Genomic DNA, 14,619 nt, shown 5'->3' on the forward strand with positions numbered 1-14,619 from the left:
GACTCGATGTGGAGTACCCATGGAAACCTACGACGCCCTTCTCGCCTCGATTGCGCCCGCTGCGGGCCAAACCCGGACCATCAGCGACCCCGCCACCGGCCAGCCGGTCGGAGAGGCGCCGGTCCACACGGTGCAGGACCTCGAGCGGGCCATCGATGCTGCCGCAGCGGCGCAGCCGGGCTGGGCGGCCCTCGGCCACGACGCCCGCAGCGCCGCACTGCTCAAAGCCGCCGACGCCGTCGAACGCTCCGCCGAGGAACTGGCCCGGCTGCTCTCCCGCGAACAGGGCAAGCCGCTCAACGGCCCCAACGCCCGCTTCGAAGTCGGCGCCTGCGCCGCGTGGTTGCGCGCCGCCGCCGGCACGCCGCTGGATCCGGAAACCGTGGTGGACGACGGCGAAACCCGCGCCGAAATGCACTACCGGCCGATCGGCGTCGTCGGCGCGATCGGCCCCTGGAACTGGCCGATGATGATCACCGTCTGGCAGATCGGCCCGGCGCTGCGGATGGGCAACGCCGTCGTGGTCAAGCCCTCGGAATACACGCCGCTGAGCGTCCTGGCCCTGGTCAACGTCATCAACGAGGAACTTCCCGACGGCCTGCTCACCGTGGTCTCGGGCGGCAGGGACGTCGGCGAAGCCCTGGCCGGGCACCCGACGGTCGGCAAGGTCATGTTCACCGGCTCCACCGCCACCGGCAAGGCCATCATCAAATCCTCGGCAGACACGGTCAAGCGCCTCACGCTTGAACTCGGCGGCAATGACGCCGGCATCGTCCTGCCCGACGCCGACCCGAAGGCCATCGCCCAGGACCTCTTCTGGGGCGCCTTCATCAACACCGGGCAGACCTGCGCCGCCCTCAAGCGCCTCTACGTCCACGACAGCATCTACGAGGCCGTCTGCGAAGAGCTCGCCGCGGTCGCCGCCGCCATGCCGATGGGCGTCGGCCTGGACGAGAACAACGTCCTGGGCCCCCTGCAGAACCGCCAGCAGTACGACATCGTTGCCGCCCTCGTCGAGGCCGCCCGCGAATCCGGCGCCCGGATCCTGACCGGCGGCGATCCGGATCCGGATCAGCCGGGATTCTTCTACCCCACCACCCTGGTCGCGGACATCGACAACGAGAACCCCCTCGTGGCCGAGGAACAGTTCGGCCCGGCCCTGCCGATCATCCGCTACGGCAGCGTGGACGAGGCCGTCACCATGGCCAACGCCCTCGACGTCGGGCTCGGCGCCTCGGTCTGGTCTTCCGACCTCCCCGCGGCCCGCAGGGTGGCTGCCCGGATCGAAGCGGGCACGGTCTGGATCAACAAGCACGGCGCCGTCGACCCCCGCATTCCCTTCGGCGGGGCTAAACAGTCCGGTTACGGCCTGGAATTCGGCGTCGAAGGCCTCAAGGCCCTCGGGGTGCCCCAGGTCATCAACGGCTGATCTTCCGGGAAGCCCTGCGGTGCCGCATGAACGGCGAAGCGCTGCGAGTTTCCCCACCTTCACCGAATAAGGAATCCGGTTACTTTCAGCCCTACCGTTAGGCGCCCGCCGGGTGTCCAATGGTGGATAAGGGGAAGCCGGGCGAAGGAGCGGGTGGCCATGGCCGCGCGGATACGGTTCAGGGGCGCCGCGGCGCGCCCGCGGCGGCGGCTGGCATCGGTGCTGGCATCCCTGGCGCTGGCGCTGGGCCTGATGCCTGCCACCGCTGCGCCGGCGGAGGCGGCCACCCTGTACGGGCACGACATCTCCTGGCCCCAATGCCCGGCGGCGGTCGGCGGCCTGGGCCTGCCGCTCCCGCCGGCCACCACCGCGTTCGTGGTCTTGGGACTGACCCGGGGGCTTCCCTTCACCGAAAACCCCTGCCTGGCCAGCCAGATCGCCTGGGTCAAGGCGAACAACAAGCGCGCCCACGCCTACACCATGGCCGCGTTCCCCACAGCCGCCCAACTGACGGCATACCGTGCGCAGGGACCCTGGTCCGCCAGTACCCGGGCCGGGCAACTCTCCAACGTCGGCTATGCCGAAGCCCGCTACGCCGTCGCCAGCCTGCAACGGACGGGTTTCCGGCCCCCCATGGTCTGGATCGACGTGGAGCCTCGCCCGGCCCAGCCGTGGCCCACCGCCAACGCTGTCCAGCAGCGCGCGAACCGGTACGTGGTCGAAGGACTGATGCGCGGGCTCCGGGACGCAGGATATCCCTACGGGCTTTACTCCTTCGCCTCAGGCTGGCAAGCGATCACCAGCTCGTGGCGGCTGCCGGGGGTTCCGGTCTGGGCCACGGCCGGGCGCCTGGACTACCCGACGGAGGCGCTCGACCGGTGCCGGCAGGCCAGCTTCTCCGGCGGCCGGGTCTACCTATCCCAGTGGTACGACGACGTCCGCGACTATGACCTGACCTGCGACCCCTACGCCTTCACGCCGCTCCCGATTCCGGCGTCCACCCTTTCCGGCGCGACGGCGGACTTCAACGGCGACTGGAACAACGATGTCCTGGCCCGGGTTGCGGCCACCGGCGAGATGCGGCTCTACCCCGGGACGGGCCGCGGCGGCCTGTCCCCGGGCATCAAGATCGGGACCGGCTGGGCCGCCTTCAATGCCCTCGAAACTCCGGGTGACTTTAGCGGCGACGGACCGCTGGACGTGCTCGCCCGGGAGAGCGCCACCGGCCGTCTCTGGCTGTACCGCGGGACCGGGACCGGCGGCTGGCTCCCCCGGGTGCAGATCGGCACGGGATGGCAGGTGATGAACTCTATCCTCGGCCCGGGCGATTTCAACGGCGACCAGCGCGTCGACGTGCTCGCCCGCGAATCCGCGACCGGTTACCTCTGGCTCTACCCGGGCAACGGCAGCGGCGGCTGGCTGCCCCGCGTCCGGATCGGAAGCGGGTGGAACATCTTCAATGCGCTCGTGGCCCCGGGGGATTTCGACGGCGACGGCGCGGCAGACGTCCTGGCCCGGGAGGCCGCCAACGGCCGGATGTGGCTGTACCGCGGCACCGGCACCGGCGGCTGGCTCCCCCGGGTCCTGGTCGGCAGCGGCTGGAACGCCATGACGGCTGTGATGAGCCCCGGGGACCTCAACGGCGACCGCACGACGGACATCCTGGCCCGTGACAGCTCCGGAGCGCTCTGGCTCTATCCCACCACGGGCGGCGGCACATGGCTCCCCCGGGTCCGGGCCGGGATCGGCTGGAACATCATGAACGCGATCTTCTAAGCCGCCGCCGCGGCGGGCGGTTGGGCGGACGCGCCCGTGGGCCTATGGCGAGACTTCGGGTCCATGGCGAGACCTGCTGACGAGACCTTACCCCGCGGCCGGGGCCGCGACCGGTCCGGAGGCGAGGGTTCCTCGCAGCCAGCGTCCCAGGGCCTTGCCCTTTCCGGTCCACCAACTGTCCTCGTCCGTGTCGTGGTGCCACCGGAAGATGACCGCCACGAGGACAAAAACCCCGGCGGCCACCTGTTCCCAGGCGCCGGATGCGGCATGGACCAGCACGATGAGGGCCATGCTGAGGATCGAGGGCAGAGCCAGGGTCCGGAACACGGTGTTGGCCAGATAACGCCGCCTCGAACGCGGCACGGAGACCGCCCGCACCATGTCGAAACAGACGCAGACCACCACCACGGACTGCCCGAGGGCAATCAGGAGCAGGCCCGGCAAGGAGTTCCCGAAGAAGGCGACCGCGTGCAGTCCTGTGTTCATGGCCGGCCCGCGATCGCTGCGGACACCGGCGCCGCTGCGCCCGGAAATGGTGAACTGAACATGTGCTGCCCCCCGACATTTGCACCGGAACATACGAACCGGGCGGCCACCTGGCCGCCAAGACAATTCAACCGGCCGAGCGGGCGGGAAGTCACGGCCCGCCGGTACCCGAATATGTGCCGTCGACCACGTGACTTTGCGCGCTAGTACTTAGTTGGCGCAGCCCGGCTACTTGGAGGCGGCAGTGGCAGCGTGGACGGGCTAGGGGGTCTCCCGGGGCCGCCACACCACGAGGGCCTGCGAGCGGGCCCGGGGCCGCTGGCCGCGGGCGAGCGTGACGACGTCGCCGGCGGCTCCGGCGGCGAAGATGCGGGAGTCCAGCGGCTGCCGGCGGCGGCCCAGCTCGTCGGTCAGCTCGGCGACCCGGTGCTGCAGCGCGGCAACCTGGTTCTCCAACTGCAGGATCCGCTTGATCCCCTCCAGCGAGACACCCTCCTGTGAGAGGCGCTGCACCTCACGGAGCATGTTGACGTCGCGCTGTGAGTACCGCCGGGACTTCCCGGGCGCGCGGCTGGGCGAGACGATGCCGAGCCGGTCGTACTGGCGCAGCGTCTGCGGGTGCATGTCCGCCAGCTCCGCGGCCACGGAGATGACGAAGATCGGCTGGTCGAACTCGATGTCCATGCCCGGACCCCGTCCCTAGAGCCGGGCCTTGGCTGCCAGGCCGGCGCGGACGTCCTCGCCGGAGGTGGCCGCGGCGAAGGCCTTGACGGCTTCCTCGGCGTCCTTGTTCAGCTTCTTCGGCACGGCGACGTCAATGGTCACGAGCAAGTCCCCGGTGGCCTTGGAGTGTTTGACGCCGCGTCCCTTGACGCGCAGCGTCCGGCCCGACGGCGTGCCGGCCGGAACCCGGACCCTGACCTTGTCTCCGTCGATGGTCGGGACCTCGATGTCGGCGCCCAGGGCTGCCTCGGCGAACGTGACCGGGACGTGGATGCGCAGGTTGTCGCCGTCGCGGGTGTAGAAGTCGTGCGGCTTGACCGTGACCGTGACCATGAGGTCACCGTTGCCGGCCGGACCGTACTGGCCCTTGCCGCGGACACGGACCTTCTGGCCGTCCTTGATGCCGGCCGGGATCCGCACGTCGATTACCTCGCCGTCCGGTTCGCGCAGTCCGATGGTGGTGCCGCGGATCGAGCCGGCGAAGGAGATGCTGGTCGACGCGGTGCGGTCGGCGCCCTTCTGGGGTCCGCGCTGGAAGGACTGGCCGCCGCCGAAACTGCCGCCGCCGAACAGGTCGGCGAACTCGGGCGGAATGCCGCCCGCGGTGCTGTACCCGCCGGAGTGGCGTCCGCCGCCGCCGGTGAACAGGCCACCGAAGAGGTCCTCGAACCCGGCACCGCCGGCCGCACCGCCGGCCCCGCCCGGCGCGAAACGGGCGCCGCCGCCCATGGCGCGGATGGCGTCGTACTGCTGGCGCTCGTCGGCATCGGAGAGCACCGAGTAGGCCTCGGAGATGTCCTTGAACTTCTTTTCCGACGCCGTGTCCCCGGCGTTGGTGTCCGGGTGGTGCTGCCGCGCGAGCTTCCGGTAGGCCTTCTTGATGTCGGCGTCGGAAGCGTCCTTGGCGACACCAAGGATCTTGTAGAAGTCCTTGTCCACCCAGTCCTGGCTAGCCAATGGCGTTTCCTCTCTAAAGTGTGTGCCGAGATGACAGTTCACGCCAATGTTTGCTGGAAACACCGGCGCGAACTGTCATCTCGATGGGGTGCTGCTACGCAGGGACGGCGACGATGACCTGGGCCGCCCGCAGGACCCGTTCGCCGGACTTGTAGCCCGAGCGCAGGACCTGGCTGACGGTGTCGGTTTCGACATCCGGGCCGGGCTGCTGGATGAGGGCCTCGTGGATCGTGGGATCGAACTCGACGCCGGTCTCATCGATGCGCACCAGGCCGTAGGTCTTCAGCGCGTTCTCCAGCTTCGCGGCGATCGCGGCGAACGGTCCGTCCGCGAGGTCGCCGTGCTGCCGGGCGGCGTCGACGTCGTCCAGCACCGGGAGCAGGGCATTCAGGACGCCGATGACGGCCATCTCCCCTGCCACGGCGCGGTCACGTTCGACGCGCTTGCGGTAGTTGACGTACTCGGCCTGCAGGCGGCGGAGGTCGTTCTTCAATTCCTCCGCCTCCCCGGCACCCGCGCCCTGCGCCACGGACTCTGCTGCCGGAACGTCCACGCTGTTGAGGATGTCCTCGGCCTGGGACAGTGCATCCCCGGAATCCGGCTCCCCGGCGGCAGCGCGCTCCTGGTCGGGATGACGTGCCTGGCCGGTCTTCGGATCAACCTTGCGGTTGTCGTGGATCACCGGCTTCTGGTTCTCGTCGCGGCTCTCGTCGCGGCGGTCCCCGGAGGCACCGTGCTCTTCTTCGTTACCGTGGTGCGGCATGATTACTTCTTCTCGTCTTCGTCAACGATCTCGGCGTCAACGATGTCCTCGTCGGAGGCTGCCTGCTCGCCGGCCGGGGCACCCTGGGCGCCGGCAGCGCCGTCGGGAGAGCCGGGCTGGGCGTAGATGGCCTCGCCGAGCTTGGTCTGGGAAGCCTGCAGCTTCTCAAACGCGGTCTTGACGGCGGCGTCATCGGTGCCTTCGAGCGCTGCCTTGAGGGCGTCGACGTCGGCCTGGACCTCGGTCTTGACCTCTTCCGGCAGCTTGTCGGCGTTGTCGGCGATCAGCTTGTCCACGGAGTAGGCGAGCTGCTCGGCAGTGTTACGGGTGTCGGTCGCCTCGCGGCGGGCCTTGTCCTCTGCTGCGTGCTCCTCGGCGTCGCGGACCATGCGGTCGATGTCTTCCTTGGAGAGGCTGGAGCCGCCAGTGATGGTCATCGACTGTTCCTTGCCGGTGCCCTTGTCCTTCGCGGAGACGTGCACAATGCCGTTCGCGTCGATGTCGAAGGTGACCTCGACCTGCGGAACGCCGCGCGGAGCCGGGGCGATGCCGGTCAGTTCGAAGGTGCCCAGCGGCTTGTTGTCGCGGGTGAACTCGCGCTCGCCCTGGAAGACCTGGATCGCCACGGACGGCTGGTTGTCGTCAGCAGTGGTGAAGGTCTCGCTGCGCTTGGTGGGGATGGCCGTGTTGCGCTCGATCAGGTGCGTCATGACACCGCCCTTGGTCTCGATGCCCAAGGACAGCGGGGTGACGTCGATCAGCAGCACGTCCTTGCGCTCGCCCTTCAGCACACCGGCCTGCAGTGCGGCACCGACGGCGACGACTTCGTCCGGGTTGACGCCCTTGTTCGGCTCCTTGCCGCCGGCGAGTTCCTTGACCAGGTCGGAGACGGCAGGCATACGGGTGGAGCCGCCGACGAGCACGATGTGGTCGATGTCGGAGAGCTTGATGCCGGCTTCCTTGATGACATCGTGGAACGGCTTCTTGGTGCGCTCCAGCAGGTCCTTGGTGAGGTCCTGGAACTTGGCGCGGGTCAGCTGCTCGTCCAGGTGGACCGGGCCGTCGGGGGTGACGGAGAGGTACTGCAGCGAGACGTTGGTGCTCGAGGACGAGGAGAGTTCCTTCTTGGCCTGCTCGGCAGCCTCACGCAGGCGCTGCAGGGCGATCTTGTCCTTGGAGAGGTCGATGCCCTTGACCTTGAGCTGGTTCAGCAGGTAATCCACAACGCGCTGGTCCCAGTCGTCGCCGCCGAGGCGGTTGTCACCGGCGGTGGCGCGCACCTGGATGGTGGAGAAGTCGTCTTCGTCCTTGCCGACCTCGAGGAGGGAGACGTCGAAGGTTCCGCCGCCGAGGTCGAAGACGAGGATGAGTTCGTCTTCCTTGCCCTTGTCCAGGCCGTAGGCCAGGGCGGCCGCGGTGGGCTCGTTGACGATGCGCAGGACCTTGAGGCCCGCGATTTCGCCGGCCTCCTTGGTGGCCTGGCGCTCGGCGTCGTTGAAGTACGCGGGAACGGTGATCACGGCGTCCGTGACCTTCTCACCCAGGTAGGACTCGGCGTCGTTCTTGAGCTTCATCAGGATACGCGCAGAGATTTCCTGGGCGGTGTACTTCTTATCGTCGATCGCGACGCTCCAGTCGGTGCCCATGTGGCGTTTGACCGAGGCGATGGTGCGGTCGATGTTGTTGACGGCCTGGCGCTTGGCGATCTCGCCGACCAGGACTTCGCCGGACTTGGAGAATGCAACAACCGACGGCGTGGTGCGGCCACCCTCGGCGTTGGCAATGACGGTGGGCTCGCCACCTTCGAGAACGGAGACGACGGAGTTAGTGGTTCCGAGGTCAATACCTACTGCACGTGACATGTGTGGCTTCCTTCTTTCCTTGGAAACTTGCTGGCCCCCGGCAATCGGGCGGGTGCCCGATTGCCGGGCCATACCCGGAGTTCGAGCCCGTCGAAAACGAGGCGCGCCCACTTATTGAGCGCTCTGCACTCAACTTTACGCAGCCCGGGTGAGATGTCAATCTGAAGTTGAGTCGACCCGGCTCAACCTGGTCGCGGGGCCGCCCCATCCGGCCCCGGCTCCGCCGCCACTGCGCGGAATCCCGCGGTTTTCTGGCAGCCCAAAAGCTCGGCGCCGGCGATTTCGCTGTGCGAGAACGAGCCGGGGAGGCGACACGCGTCGGCCCTAGAGCCCCTCGCGGCCTGCGTCGTCCCGGACGGTGCCATCCCGCCGCGCCGATTCCTCGTCCGCAACGTCCTCGGAACGGCGGCCGGTACGCTGGGAGCCCGCGGAGCCGGCTGCACCGTAGTCGCCCTCGGGGTATTCGCCCTCCTCGGCGGCGTCCGGGCCGGTGGCACCTGCCGCCCCATAGTCGCCTTCCGGATAGTCACCCTCTTCGGCGCCCACGGTCGAGCCGCCGGCTACACCCGCCTTGCCGTAATCCCCTTCGGCATATTCGCCCTCCGGGGCCGCCGCCGGGTTTTCGCCCGCAACACCCGCCTGGCCGTAGTCACCCTCGACGTACTGGCCGGCGTCGCCCTCGACTGCCGGCTCCTCGGCACCGGTCGGGCCCGGGGCGGAGCCATGCTGCTTTGCTGCTGCCGTTCGATCAAACTCACTGTTTTCAGACATGTGTGGATCCCTCCTGCAGGCGTGGGCGCCCGCGCGGGCGCAGTCGCAGTCTATCGAGAGCGGCGGGGCGGCAACAGAGGTCCGCCCGGCCGCTCGACACCCGGAAGACCGGGTCAGGAACGGAGCCCGGCCAGCCCGGCCAGGACAGCCAGATGGTGTGCAAAAAGCTCGTCCCGGCCGGCGAACGTGTCCGCACCATACTGGCCGAACACCTCGAAGCTGATGGCGCCGAACAGCGAGGTCCAGACCAGCGCCCCGCGGGCCAGCGCCGCGTCCGGCACGGCCAGGCCCATCTCCGCCCGGATCTTGGCCAGGTCCGCGGCGAGCGGCGCGGCCACCGGAGCGTGCGGGCCCTCTCCGGCGAGGCTGCCGGCCCGCCATGCGCCATCCAGGATGGCCATCAGCGCGACGATCACCCTTGTCCCAGGGCCGGTGGTCCGCTCCGCAGGAGCCTGATAGCCGGGCACCGGGCTGCCGAAAAGCAGCGCATAGCTGGCTGGCTCGCGAAGCGCCCAGTTCCGCACCGCCGTCCCGAGCGCGGCGAACCTACCGTTGAAATCGCCCTCCGGGAGCGCCCCGACGGCGGCGTCCACCGCATCCCCCAGTTCGTCGTAGGCGTCGACCAGCAGCAGGGTCAGCAGCTCTTCGCGGTTTTCGACGTACCGGTACACGGCCGAGGAGACGACGCCGAGGTCCCGGGCGACGGCGCGCAGGGACAGCGCGGCGGCCCCGTGCAGCGCCAGGTGGACCCGGCCGATGCGCACAATGTCCCGGATGGTCCGCGCCCGGGCACGTTGGCGCGGCGTCGATGGCTGGGCGGGCGGTGCGGTGGCGGCTTGTGGCATGGCTCCAGCATTCCACATAGCAGAGCACTGTCAACAAATGTGAGCACTGCTCTTGACTTTCCCGCCGGGGAATCGCATCCTGAAGTTCGAGAGCAGCGCTCTCCCATTCTCCCAGAAAGCGAGCCCGCCATGTCCCAGCCCGAATCCGCAGCAAGCCAGGACCCCAAACTGTTCATCGTCACCGGCGCTGGGCCGGTCGGCTGGACAGTGGCCGAACAGCTCTCCGCAGCGGGCCACCGGGTACGGGTGCTCACCCGCTCCGGCAGCGGGCCGGCCCACCCGCTGGTCGAGAGGCACGCCGTGGACGTCTCCAGCCCGGCGAGGCTCGGCGAACTCTTCCGGGGCGCTGCCGCCGTCTTCCACTGCATCCACGGCTCCCGGTACAGCGCCAAGGTCTGGGCCGCAGAACTGCCCGGCGCCGAACAGGCGGTGCTGGCAGCGGCGGGCGACGCCGGCGCCGTCGTCGTTTTCCCGGAAAGCCTGTACTCCTACAGCGAGCCGGACCGGCCGATGAGCGAAGACAGCCCACGGGAGGCCCGGGGCGGCAAGCGCGGTATCCGCACCGCTCTGCTCAAGGCACGGGCCGCGTCTGCCACGGACACCGTGAGCGTGGCGGCCAGCGACTTCTTCGGCCCCCGGGTGCTCGGCGCACACGCCGGCGAGCGCATGCTGAAGCCGGTACTGGCGGGCAGGTCCCTGATGGTGGTCGGCAGCGCGGACCAGCCGCATTCATTCACCTATGTACCGGACCTGGCAGCCGCCATGATCAAGGCAGCCCGGGAGCCGGCGTTGTGGAACCGGGTGTGGCACGCACCGACCGGACCGGCCCTCACCCAGCGGGCGATGGCTGCGGCGTTTGCCGCCGCCGCCGGCGTCCGCACACCCCGGGTGGCCACCATCCCCGGCTGGGCGCTGCGGGCCATGGGCATGCTCTCCCCCGGGACGCGGGAAATGGCCGAAACCCTGTACCAGTTCGAGCACCCCTTTGTGATGGATTCCCGCGCCAGCGAGGCGGCGCTGGGCCTGCAGCCGACGCCGCTCACGCAAGCAGCCGCCGCCACCGTTGCCTGGTGGGGGGACCAGGGACGGTGACGGCGGCTGCGCTTGGGGTTCCGGCAGGCGGGGTTCCGGCAGGCGGGGCTCCGGCGGGCGGAGTTCCCGCGGGCCGAGTACCGGCTAGCGGATGCCGGCTTCGGCGGATTCCGGCTCCGGGGCAGCCGGCAGGTCCCGCACCGCGGCATCAGCCGCGGGTCGGCCCAGCTTGCTCGGCCACCAGATCCGCGGGCCAATGTCGTAGGCCAGCGCCGGGACCAGCAGGGACCGGACCAGGACGGTGTCCAGCAGCACACCGAACGCCACGATGAACGCCAGCTGCACCAGGAACATGATCGGAATGACGCTCAGCGCCGCAAAGGTGGCGGCCAGGACCACACCGGCCGAGGTAATGACGCCGCCGGTGACGCCGAGGCCGCGCAGGATGCCGGGCCGGGTGCCGTGCTTGAGGGACTCCTCGCGGACCCGGCTCATCAGGAAGATGTTGTAGTCCACGCCCAGCGCGACGAGGAAGACGAAGCCGAATAGCGGGACGGTGGCGTCGGCTCCCGGGAATCCGAGGATGTGGTTGAAGACGACGGCGGAGACGCCCATAGCAGCGCCGTAGGAGAGAACCACCGAGGCGACCAGCAGGACCGGTGCCAGCACCGAACGCAGCAGCAGCATCAGGATCACCAGGATCACCGCGAGGACCACGGGGATGATGGTTACGAGGTCGCGCTGGGCAGTGGTGTTCGTGTCCAGGGCTGTAGCAGTCACCCCGCCTACGAGGGCACCGCCGTCGATCTTCTTCAGTTCCTGCCGCAGGTTTACCACGACATTTTCGGCCTCATTGGAGTCCGCAGCGTAGTTCAGCGTCGCGTTGATCAGCACCCTGCCGTCCCGGACCGCCGGGGCGGTGGGAGCAGCCGGAGCGCCGGGCGCACCCTGGGCGCCGGGGACGATCGGCACGTTGCCTTCGGCCAACAGGTAGGCATCCCCGACGCCGTCGCTCGCCTTGGTCTTGTCGAGTACCTCCTGCGCCTTTGCCTCGTCGGCGACGATCACGGCGGGGCTGCCGGAGCCGGCGTCGAAGTGCCGGGCCAGGGCGTCCTGTCCGTCCACCGCGTTGGAGGCGGCGAGGATGACGTCGGTCTGCGGCACGCCGTTGGCCTTGAGCTGGAGCACACCGGCGGATGCCACCAGGAGCAGCAGCACGGAGGCGGTCCAGACCGTGCGGGGCCGGCGGGACACGAGGGACCCGGTGGCCCGCCAGATACCCTTCTGGCCCTCGAGGCCGGTGACGAGTTCCGGCTCGCGTTCGGTCTCCGGGAGCAACTTGGGGCGGAACGGCCAGAAAGCGGCGCGGCCCAGCAGCGCCATCATCGCCGGCAGCAGGGTCAGTGCGGCGAAGAGCGAGCACAGGATGCCTGCGGCCGCCACCGGGCCGAGGGCCTTGTTCGAGTTGAGGTCGGAAAAGAGCAGGCAGAGGAGCGCGATGATGACGGTGGCACCGGAGGCCAGAATCGGCTCCCAGGCGGCCTTCCACGCCGTGAGCGCCGCGCCCGTGCGGTTGGTGGTGTGGGTCAGCGCCTCGCGGAAACGGGCCACATAGAGCAGCGCGTAGTCGGTGGCGGCGCCGATCACCAGGATGGACAGAATGCCCTGGCTCTGGCCGTTGAGCTGGATCCAGCCCAGCTTCGCCATGCCGAAGACCAGCAGGATGGCGGCGCAGAGGGCGAAGACCGAGGTGAACAGCACGGCGATCGGCAGCAGCAGCGAGCGGTAAACCACCAGCAGGATCAGGAAGACCGCCGCCAGTGCCACCAGCAGCAGGATGCCGTCGATGCCGGCGAACGCACTGACGAGGTCTGCCGTCAGCCCGGCCGGGCCGGTGACAAAGGTCTGCATGCCCTCCGGAGCGGAGGACTTCACCTCGTCCCGGAGCTCCTTGATGACGTCCTTGACTTCATCGGAGGAGGCGATGGGCACCACGAACTGCACCGCCTTCGCATCCTCCGACGGGGTGGGTCCGATCACTGTGCTGCCGACCTGCAGGGCCTCGAGTTTGCCCTTCAGGGCAGCTGCCTCGCCGAGCTGGGCCCGGGTGAACGCGGTATCGCTTTCGATCACAATGACGGCCGGGATCTCCTTGGAGTCCCGGAACTTGGCCTGCCAATCCTGCGCCTCGGTGGCTTCGGCGCCTGCGGGAAGGAACGACGCCTGGTCGTTGGACGAGACCTCGCTGAGCCGCCCGAACGTGGGGCCGCCGATGCCGGCGATGGCGAGCCATGCGACCACCAGCACCACGGGAACCAGCCAGCGCAGCCAAAAGGGGACACGGGTGGAGTCTTGCCGGCTGTGTTTCATGGCGTCCTTCTCGGGGTGGCGGTGCGGAGTAGACTTTAGTAAATCATAGATTATCTCCATCATCGATATAAGTGACAGTCTAGAAAGATTTTGACGTTGAAGGCTGAAGGGCTGGAGTAAACTCCGGAAGGCGCTAACCGCGCAGGCCTCCCGGGGCGCCGAGCAGGAAGGGTGCAATGTCAACTGAGATGCCGGCAATCCCTGACGCCGCCGGTCCCCCACCGCTGGTCAGCTTGCTTCAGGAGTTCAGCCTCGAAGCCAACCGCTACGCGGACTCGGCAGGCGCCCGGAACGACATGCACCGCACCGACCTCAACGCGTTGTCCGTGATCATGCAGCACACCGCGAGGAACCAGGTCGTGACACCGGGCGTGCTGCGCAAGGAACTCCATCTCAGCTCGCCCGCCACCACGGCCCTGATCGACCGGCTGGACAAATCCGGACACGTAGTCCGTGAACGGCAGGGAACGGACCGCCGGCAGGTCCAGCTCCGGATGACCCCCAAGGCGTACCGCGACGGCGGCGCCATGTTCCTGCCGCTCGCCCGGCACATGGGGGCCGCCATGGAGGAGTTCACCCCGGCCGAGCTGGAAATCGCCACCCGGTTCCTGCACGCCATGATCGATGCCACGGTCCGCGCGGGCGAGGAAGCCGCCGCCGCCCCGGCTGACCCCCAATAGAGGGCGTTTGACGGGACCAAACGGCAACAAGTGCCCGTTGGTTGGGCCCGTCCCGGGCGCGGGAGGCGTAGGTTTTCCTTATGAGTGCCGAGCAGCCCGACGATGTCTACACCCACGGCCACCACGAATCGGTGGTCCGCGCGCACGCCTCCCGGACCGCGGAGAACTCCGCGGCGTTCGTCCTCCCGCATTTGACCCCCGGGGTTTCGGTGCTCGACGTCGGTTGCGGACCCGGCAGCATTACGTGCGATTTCGCCGCGCTCGTCGCCCCCGGGGAGGTGACCGGCCTTGACCGCTCCACCGAGGTCATCGCACAGGCCGGCAGCTTGGCCGCGGAGCGCGGGGTGGCCAACGTCCGCTTTGTCGCCGGCAACCTCTACGATCTCGACTTTCCGAACGAGACCTTCGACGTCGTCCACGCCCACCAGGTGCTGCAGCACCTCACCGATCCGGTAGCCGCCCTCCGGGAAATGCGCCGGGTGGCCAAGGCGGGCGGAATCGTGGCCATCCGCGACGCCGACTTCCACGGCATGAGCTGGTACCCCGAAGTCCCCGAGCTGGACGAGTGGATGGACCTCTACCAGCGGATCGCTCGCCGGAACGGCGCCGAGCCCGACGCCGGGCGGCGGCTTGTGTCCTGGGCGCAGGCCGCCGGGTTCACGGACGTCGCGCCGTCCAGCAGCAACTGGCTTTACGCGACCGGGCAGCAGCGGCGCTGGCAGGCCCGGGTCTGGGGCGAGCGCGTGCTGCATTCGGCCTTCGCGGACCAGGCGCTTGAGTACGGTTTCGCCACCGCCGCGGATCTGGCCCGGATTTCCGCGGGCTGGCACCGCTGGGGTTCCACGGACGACGGGTGGTTCCTGATCCCCAATGGCGAAGTGATCGCCCGGGCCTGAGCGACAAAGCAGGTTCACGTCAGCCATTC

General features: G+C 69.0%; 13 protein-coding genes. 5 read left to right on the forward strand and 8 right to left on the reverse strand.

The features are described from left to right. Positions 1–19 precede the first annotated feature (19 nt). Both ACUYM2_RS16890 and ACUYM2_RS16895 read left to right on the forward strand, forming a co-directional pair. Positions 20–1,429, forward strand: coding sequence for an aldehyde dehydrogenase family protein (locus ACUYM2_RS16890; protein ID WP_481601110.1), 1,410 nt, complete (start codon positions 20–22; stop codon positions 1,427–1,429). A gap of 159 nt (positions 1,430–1,588) precedes the next feature. Further along, the gene (locus tag ACUYM2_RS16895) at positions 1,589–3,205 is read left to right on the forward strand and encodes an FG-GAP repeat domain-containing protein (protein ID WP_481601111.1); all 1,617 of its coding nucleotides are present in this window, start codon (positions 1,589–1,591) and stop codon (positions 3,203–3,205) included. 87 nt (positions 3,206–3,292) lie between these two features. Here ACUYM2_RS16895 and ACUYM2_RS16900 read toward each other — a convergent pair whose 3' ends face one another. The 7 genes from ACUYM2_RS16900 to ACUYM2_RS16930 all read right to left on the reverse strand — a co-directional run bounded on the left by ACUYM2_RS16900 (position 3,293) and on the right by ACUYM2_RS16930 (position 9,612). Beyond that, complete coding sequence (locus tag ACUYM2_RS16900; RefSeq protein ID WP_481601112.1) at positions 3,293–3,691, reverse strand: hypothetical protein; 399 nt, start codon at positions 3,689–3,691, stop codon at positions 3,293–3,295. 261 nt (positions 3,692–3,952) lie between these two features. Beyond that, the gene (locus ACUYM2_RS16905; protein ID WP_346959400.1) at positions 3,953–4,375 is read right to left on the reverse strand and encodes a heat shock protein transcriptional repressor HspR; all 423 of its coding nucleotides are present in this window, start codon (positions 4,373–4,375) and stop codon (positions 3,953–3,955) included. A 15-nt stretch (positions 4,376–4,390) separates the two neighbouring features. Next, positions 4,391–5,371 (reverse strand): DnaJ C-terminal domain-containing protein, encoded by a 981-nt coding sequence (locus ACUYM2_RS16910; RefSeq protein WP_481601113.1) that lies wholly within the window; start codon positions 5,369–5,371, stop codon positions 4,391–4,393. A gap of 94 nt (positions 5,372–5,465) precedes the next feature. Next, a complete protein-coding gene (locus ACUYM2_RS16915; protein WP_481601114.1) occupies positions 5,466–6,134 on the reverse strand; it encodes a nucleotide exchange factor GrpE in 669 nt (222 codons plus the stop codon). 2 nt (positions 6,135–6,136) lie between these two features. Then, positions 6,137–7,996 carry a molecular chaperone DnaK gene (gene dnaK / locus ACUYM2_RS16920; protein WP_481601115.1) on the reverse strand — a complete coding sequence of 620 codons (1,860 nt, stop codon included), beginning with the start codon at positions 7,994–7,996 and terminating at the stop codon, positions 6,137–6,139. 324 nt (positions 7,997–8,320) lie between these two features. After that, positions 8,321–8,767 (reverse strand): hypothetical protein, encoded by a 447-nt coding sequence (locus ACUYM2_RS16925; protein WP_481601116.1) that lies wholly within the window; start codon positions 8,765–8,767, stop codon positions 8,321–8,323. 113 nt (positions 8,768–8,880) lie between these two features. Beyond that, a complete protein-coding gene (locus ACUYM2_RS16930; protein WP_481601117.1) occupies positions 8,881–9,612 on the reverse strand; it encodes a TetR/AcrR family transcriptional regulator in 732 nt (243 codons plus the stop codon). 129 nt (positions 9,613–9,741) lie between these two features. Between ACUYM2_RS16930 and ACUYM2_RS16935 the strand changes: the two genes are divergently transcribed. Then, positions 9,742–10,704 (forward strand): NAD-dependent epimerase/dehydratase family protein, encoded by a 963-nt coding sequence (locus tag ACUYM2_RS16935; protein ID WP_481601118.1) that lies wholly within the window; start codon positions 9,742–9,744, stop codon positions 10,702–10,704. A gap of 84 nt (positions 10,705–10,788) precedes the next feature. On the opposite strand, the gene ACUYM2_RS16940 is transcribed toward ACUYM2_RS16935, so the two are convergent. Continuing rightward, a complete protein-coding gene (locus tag ACUYM2_RS16940) occupies positions 10,789–13,014 on the reverse strand; it encodes an MMPL family transporter (RefSeq protein ID WP_481601119.1) in 2,226 nt (741 codons plus the stop codon). Positions 13,015–13,190: 176 nt separating this feature from the next. Between ACUYM2_RS16940 and ACUYM2_RS16945 the strand changes: the two genes are divergently transcribed. Continuing rightward, a complete protein-coding gene (locus ACUYM2_RS16945; RefSeq protein ID WP_481601120.1) occupies positions 13,191–13,694 on the forward strand; it encodes a MarR family winged helix-turn-helix transcriptional regulator in 504 nt (167 codons plus the stop codon). A gap of 80 nt (positions 13,695–13,774) precedes the next feature. Then, the gene (locus tag ACUYM2_RS16950) at positions 13,775–14,590 is read left to right on the forward strand and encodes a methyltransferase domain-containing protein (RefSeq protein ID WP_481601121.1); all 816 of its coding nucleotides are present in this window, start codon (positions 13,775–13,777) and stop codon (positions 14,588–14,590) included. The last annotated feature ends 29 nt before the right edge of the window (positions 14,591–14,619 follow it).

The sequence above is a fragment of the Arthrobacter sp. SD1074B genome (assembly GCF_056780195.1).

Excerpts from the sequence above, each read along its gene's own strand:
- ACUYM2_RS16935 (WP_481601118.1), top strand. The coding sequence starts at position 9,742 with ATGTCCCAGCCCGAATCCGCAGCAAGCCAGGACCCCAAACTGTTCATC.
- ACUYM2_RS16890 (WP_481601110.1), top strand. The coding sequence starts at position 20 with ATGGAAACCTACGACGCCCTTCTCGCCTCGATTGCGCCCGCTGCGGGC.
- ACUYM2_RS16915 (WP_481601114.1), bottom strand. The coding sequence starts at position 6,134 with ATGCCGCACCACGGTAACGAAGAAGAGCACGGTGCCTCCGGGGACCGC.
- ACUYM2_RS16905 (WP_346959400.1), bottom strand. The coding sequence starts at position 4,375 with ATGGACATCGAGTTCGACCAGCCGATCTTCGTCATCTCCGTGGCCGCG.
- ACUYM2_RS16950 (WP_481601121.1), top strand. The coding sequence starts at position 13,775 with ATGAGTGCCGAGCAGCCCGACGATGTCTACACCCACGGCCACCACGAA.
- ACUYM2_RS16940 (WP_481601119.1), bottom strand. The coding sequence starts at position 13,014 with ATGAAACACAGCCGGCAAGACTCCACCCGTGTCCCCTTTTGGCTGCGC.
- dnaK (WP_481601115.1), bottom strand. The coding sequence starts at position 7,996 with ATGTCACGTGCAGTAGGTATTGACCTCGGAACCACTAACTCCGTCGTC.
- ACUYM2_RS16945 (WP_481601120.1), top strand. The coding sequence starts at position 13,191 with ATGTCAACTGAGATGCCGGCAATCCCTGACGCCGCCGGTCCCCCACCG.
- ACUYM2_RS16925 (WP_481601116.1), bottom strand. The coding sequence starts at position 8,767 with ATGTCTGAAAACAGTGAGTTTGATCGAACGGCAGCAGCAAAGCAGCAT.
- ACUYM2_RS16930 (WP_481601117.1), bottom strand. The coding sequence starts at position 9,612 with ATGCCACAAGCCGCCACCGCACCGCCCGCCCAGCCATCGACGCCGCGC.
- ACUYM2_RS16900 (WP_481601112.1), bottom strand. The coding sequence starts at position 3,691 with ATGAACACAGGACTGCACGCGGTCGCCTTCTTCGGGAACTCCTTGCCG.
- ACUYM2_RS16895 (WP_481601111.1), top strand. The coding sequence starts at position 1,589 with ATGGCCGCGCGGATACGGTTCAGGGGCGCCGCGGCGCGCCCGCGGCGG.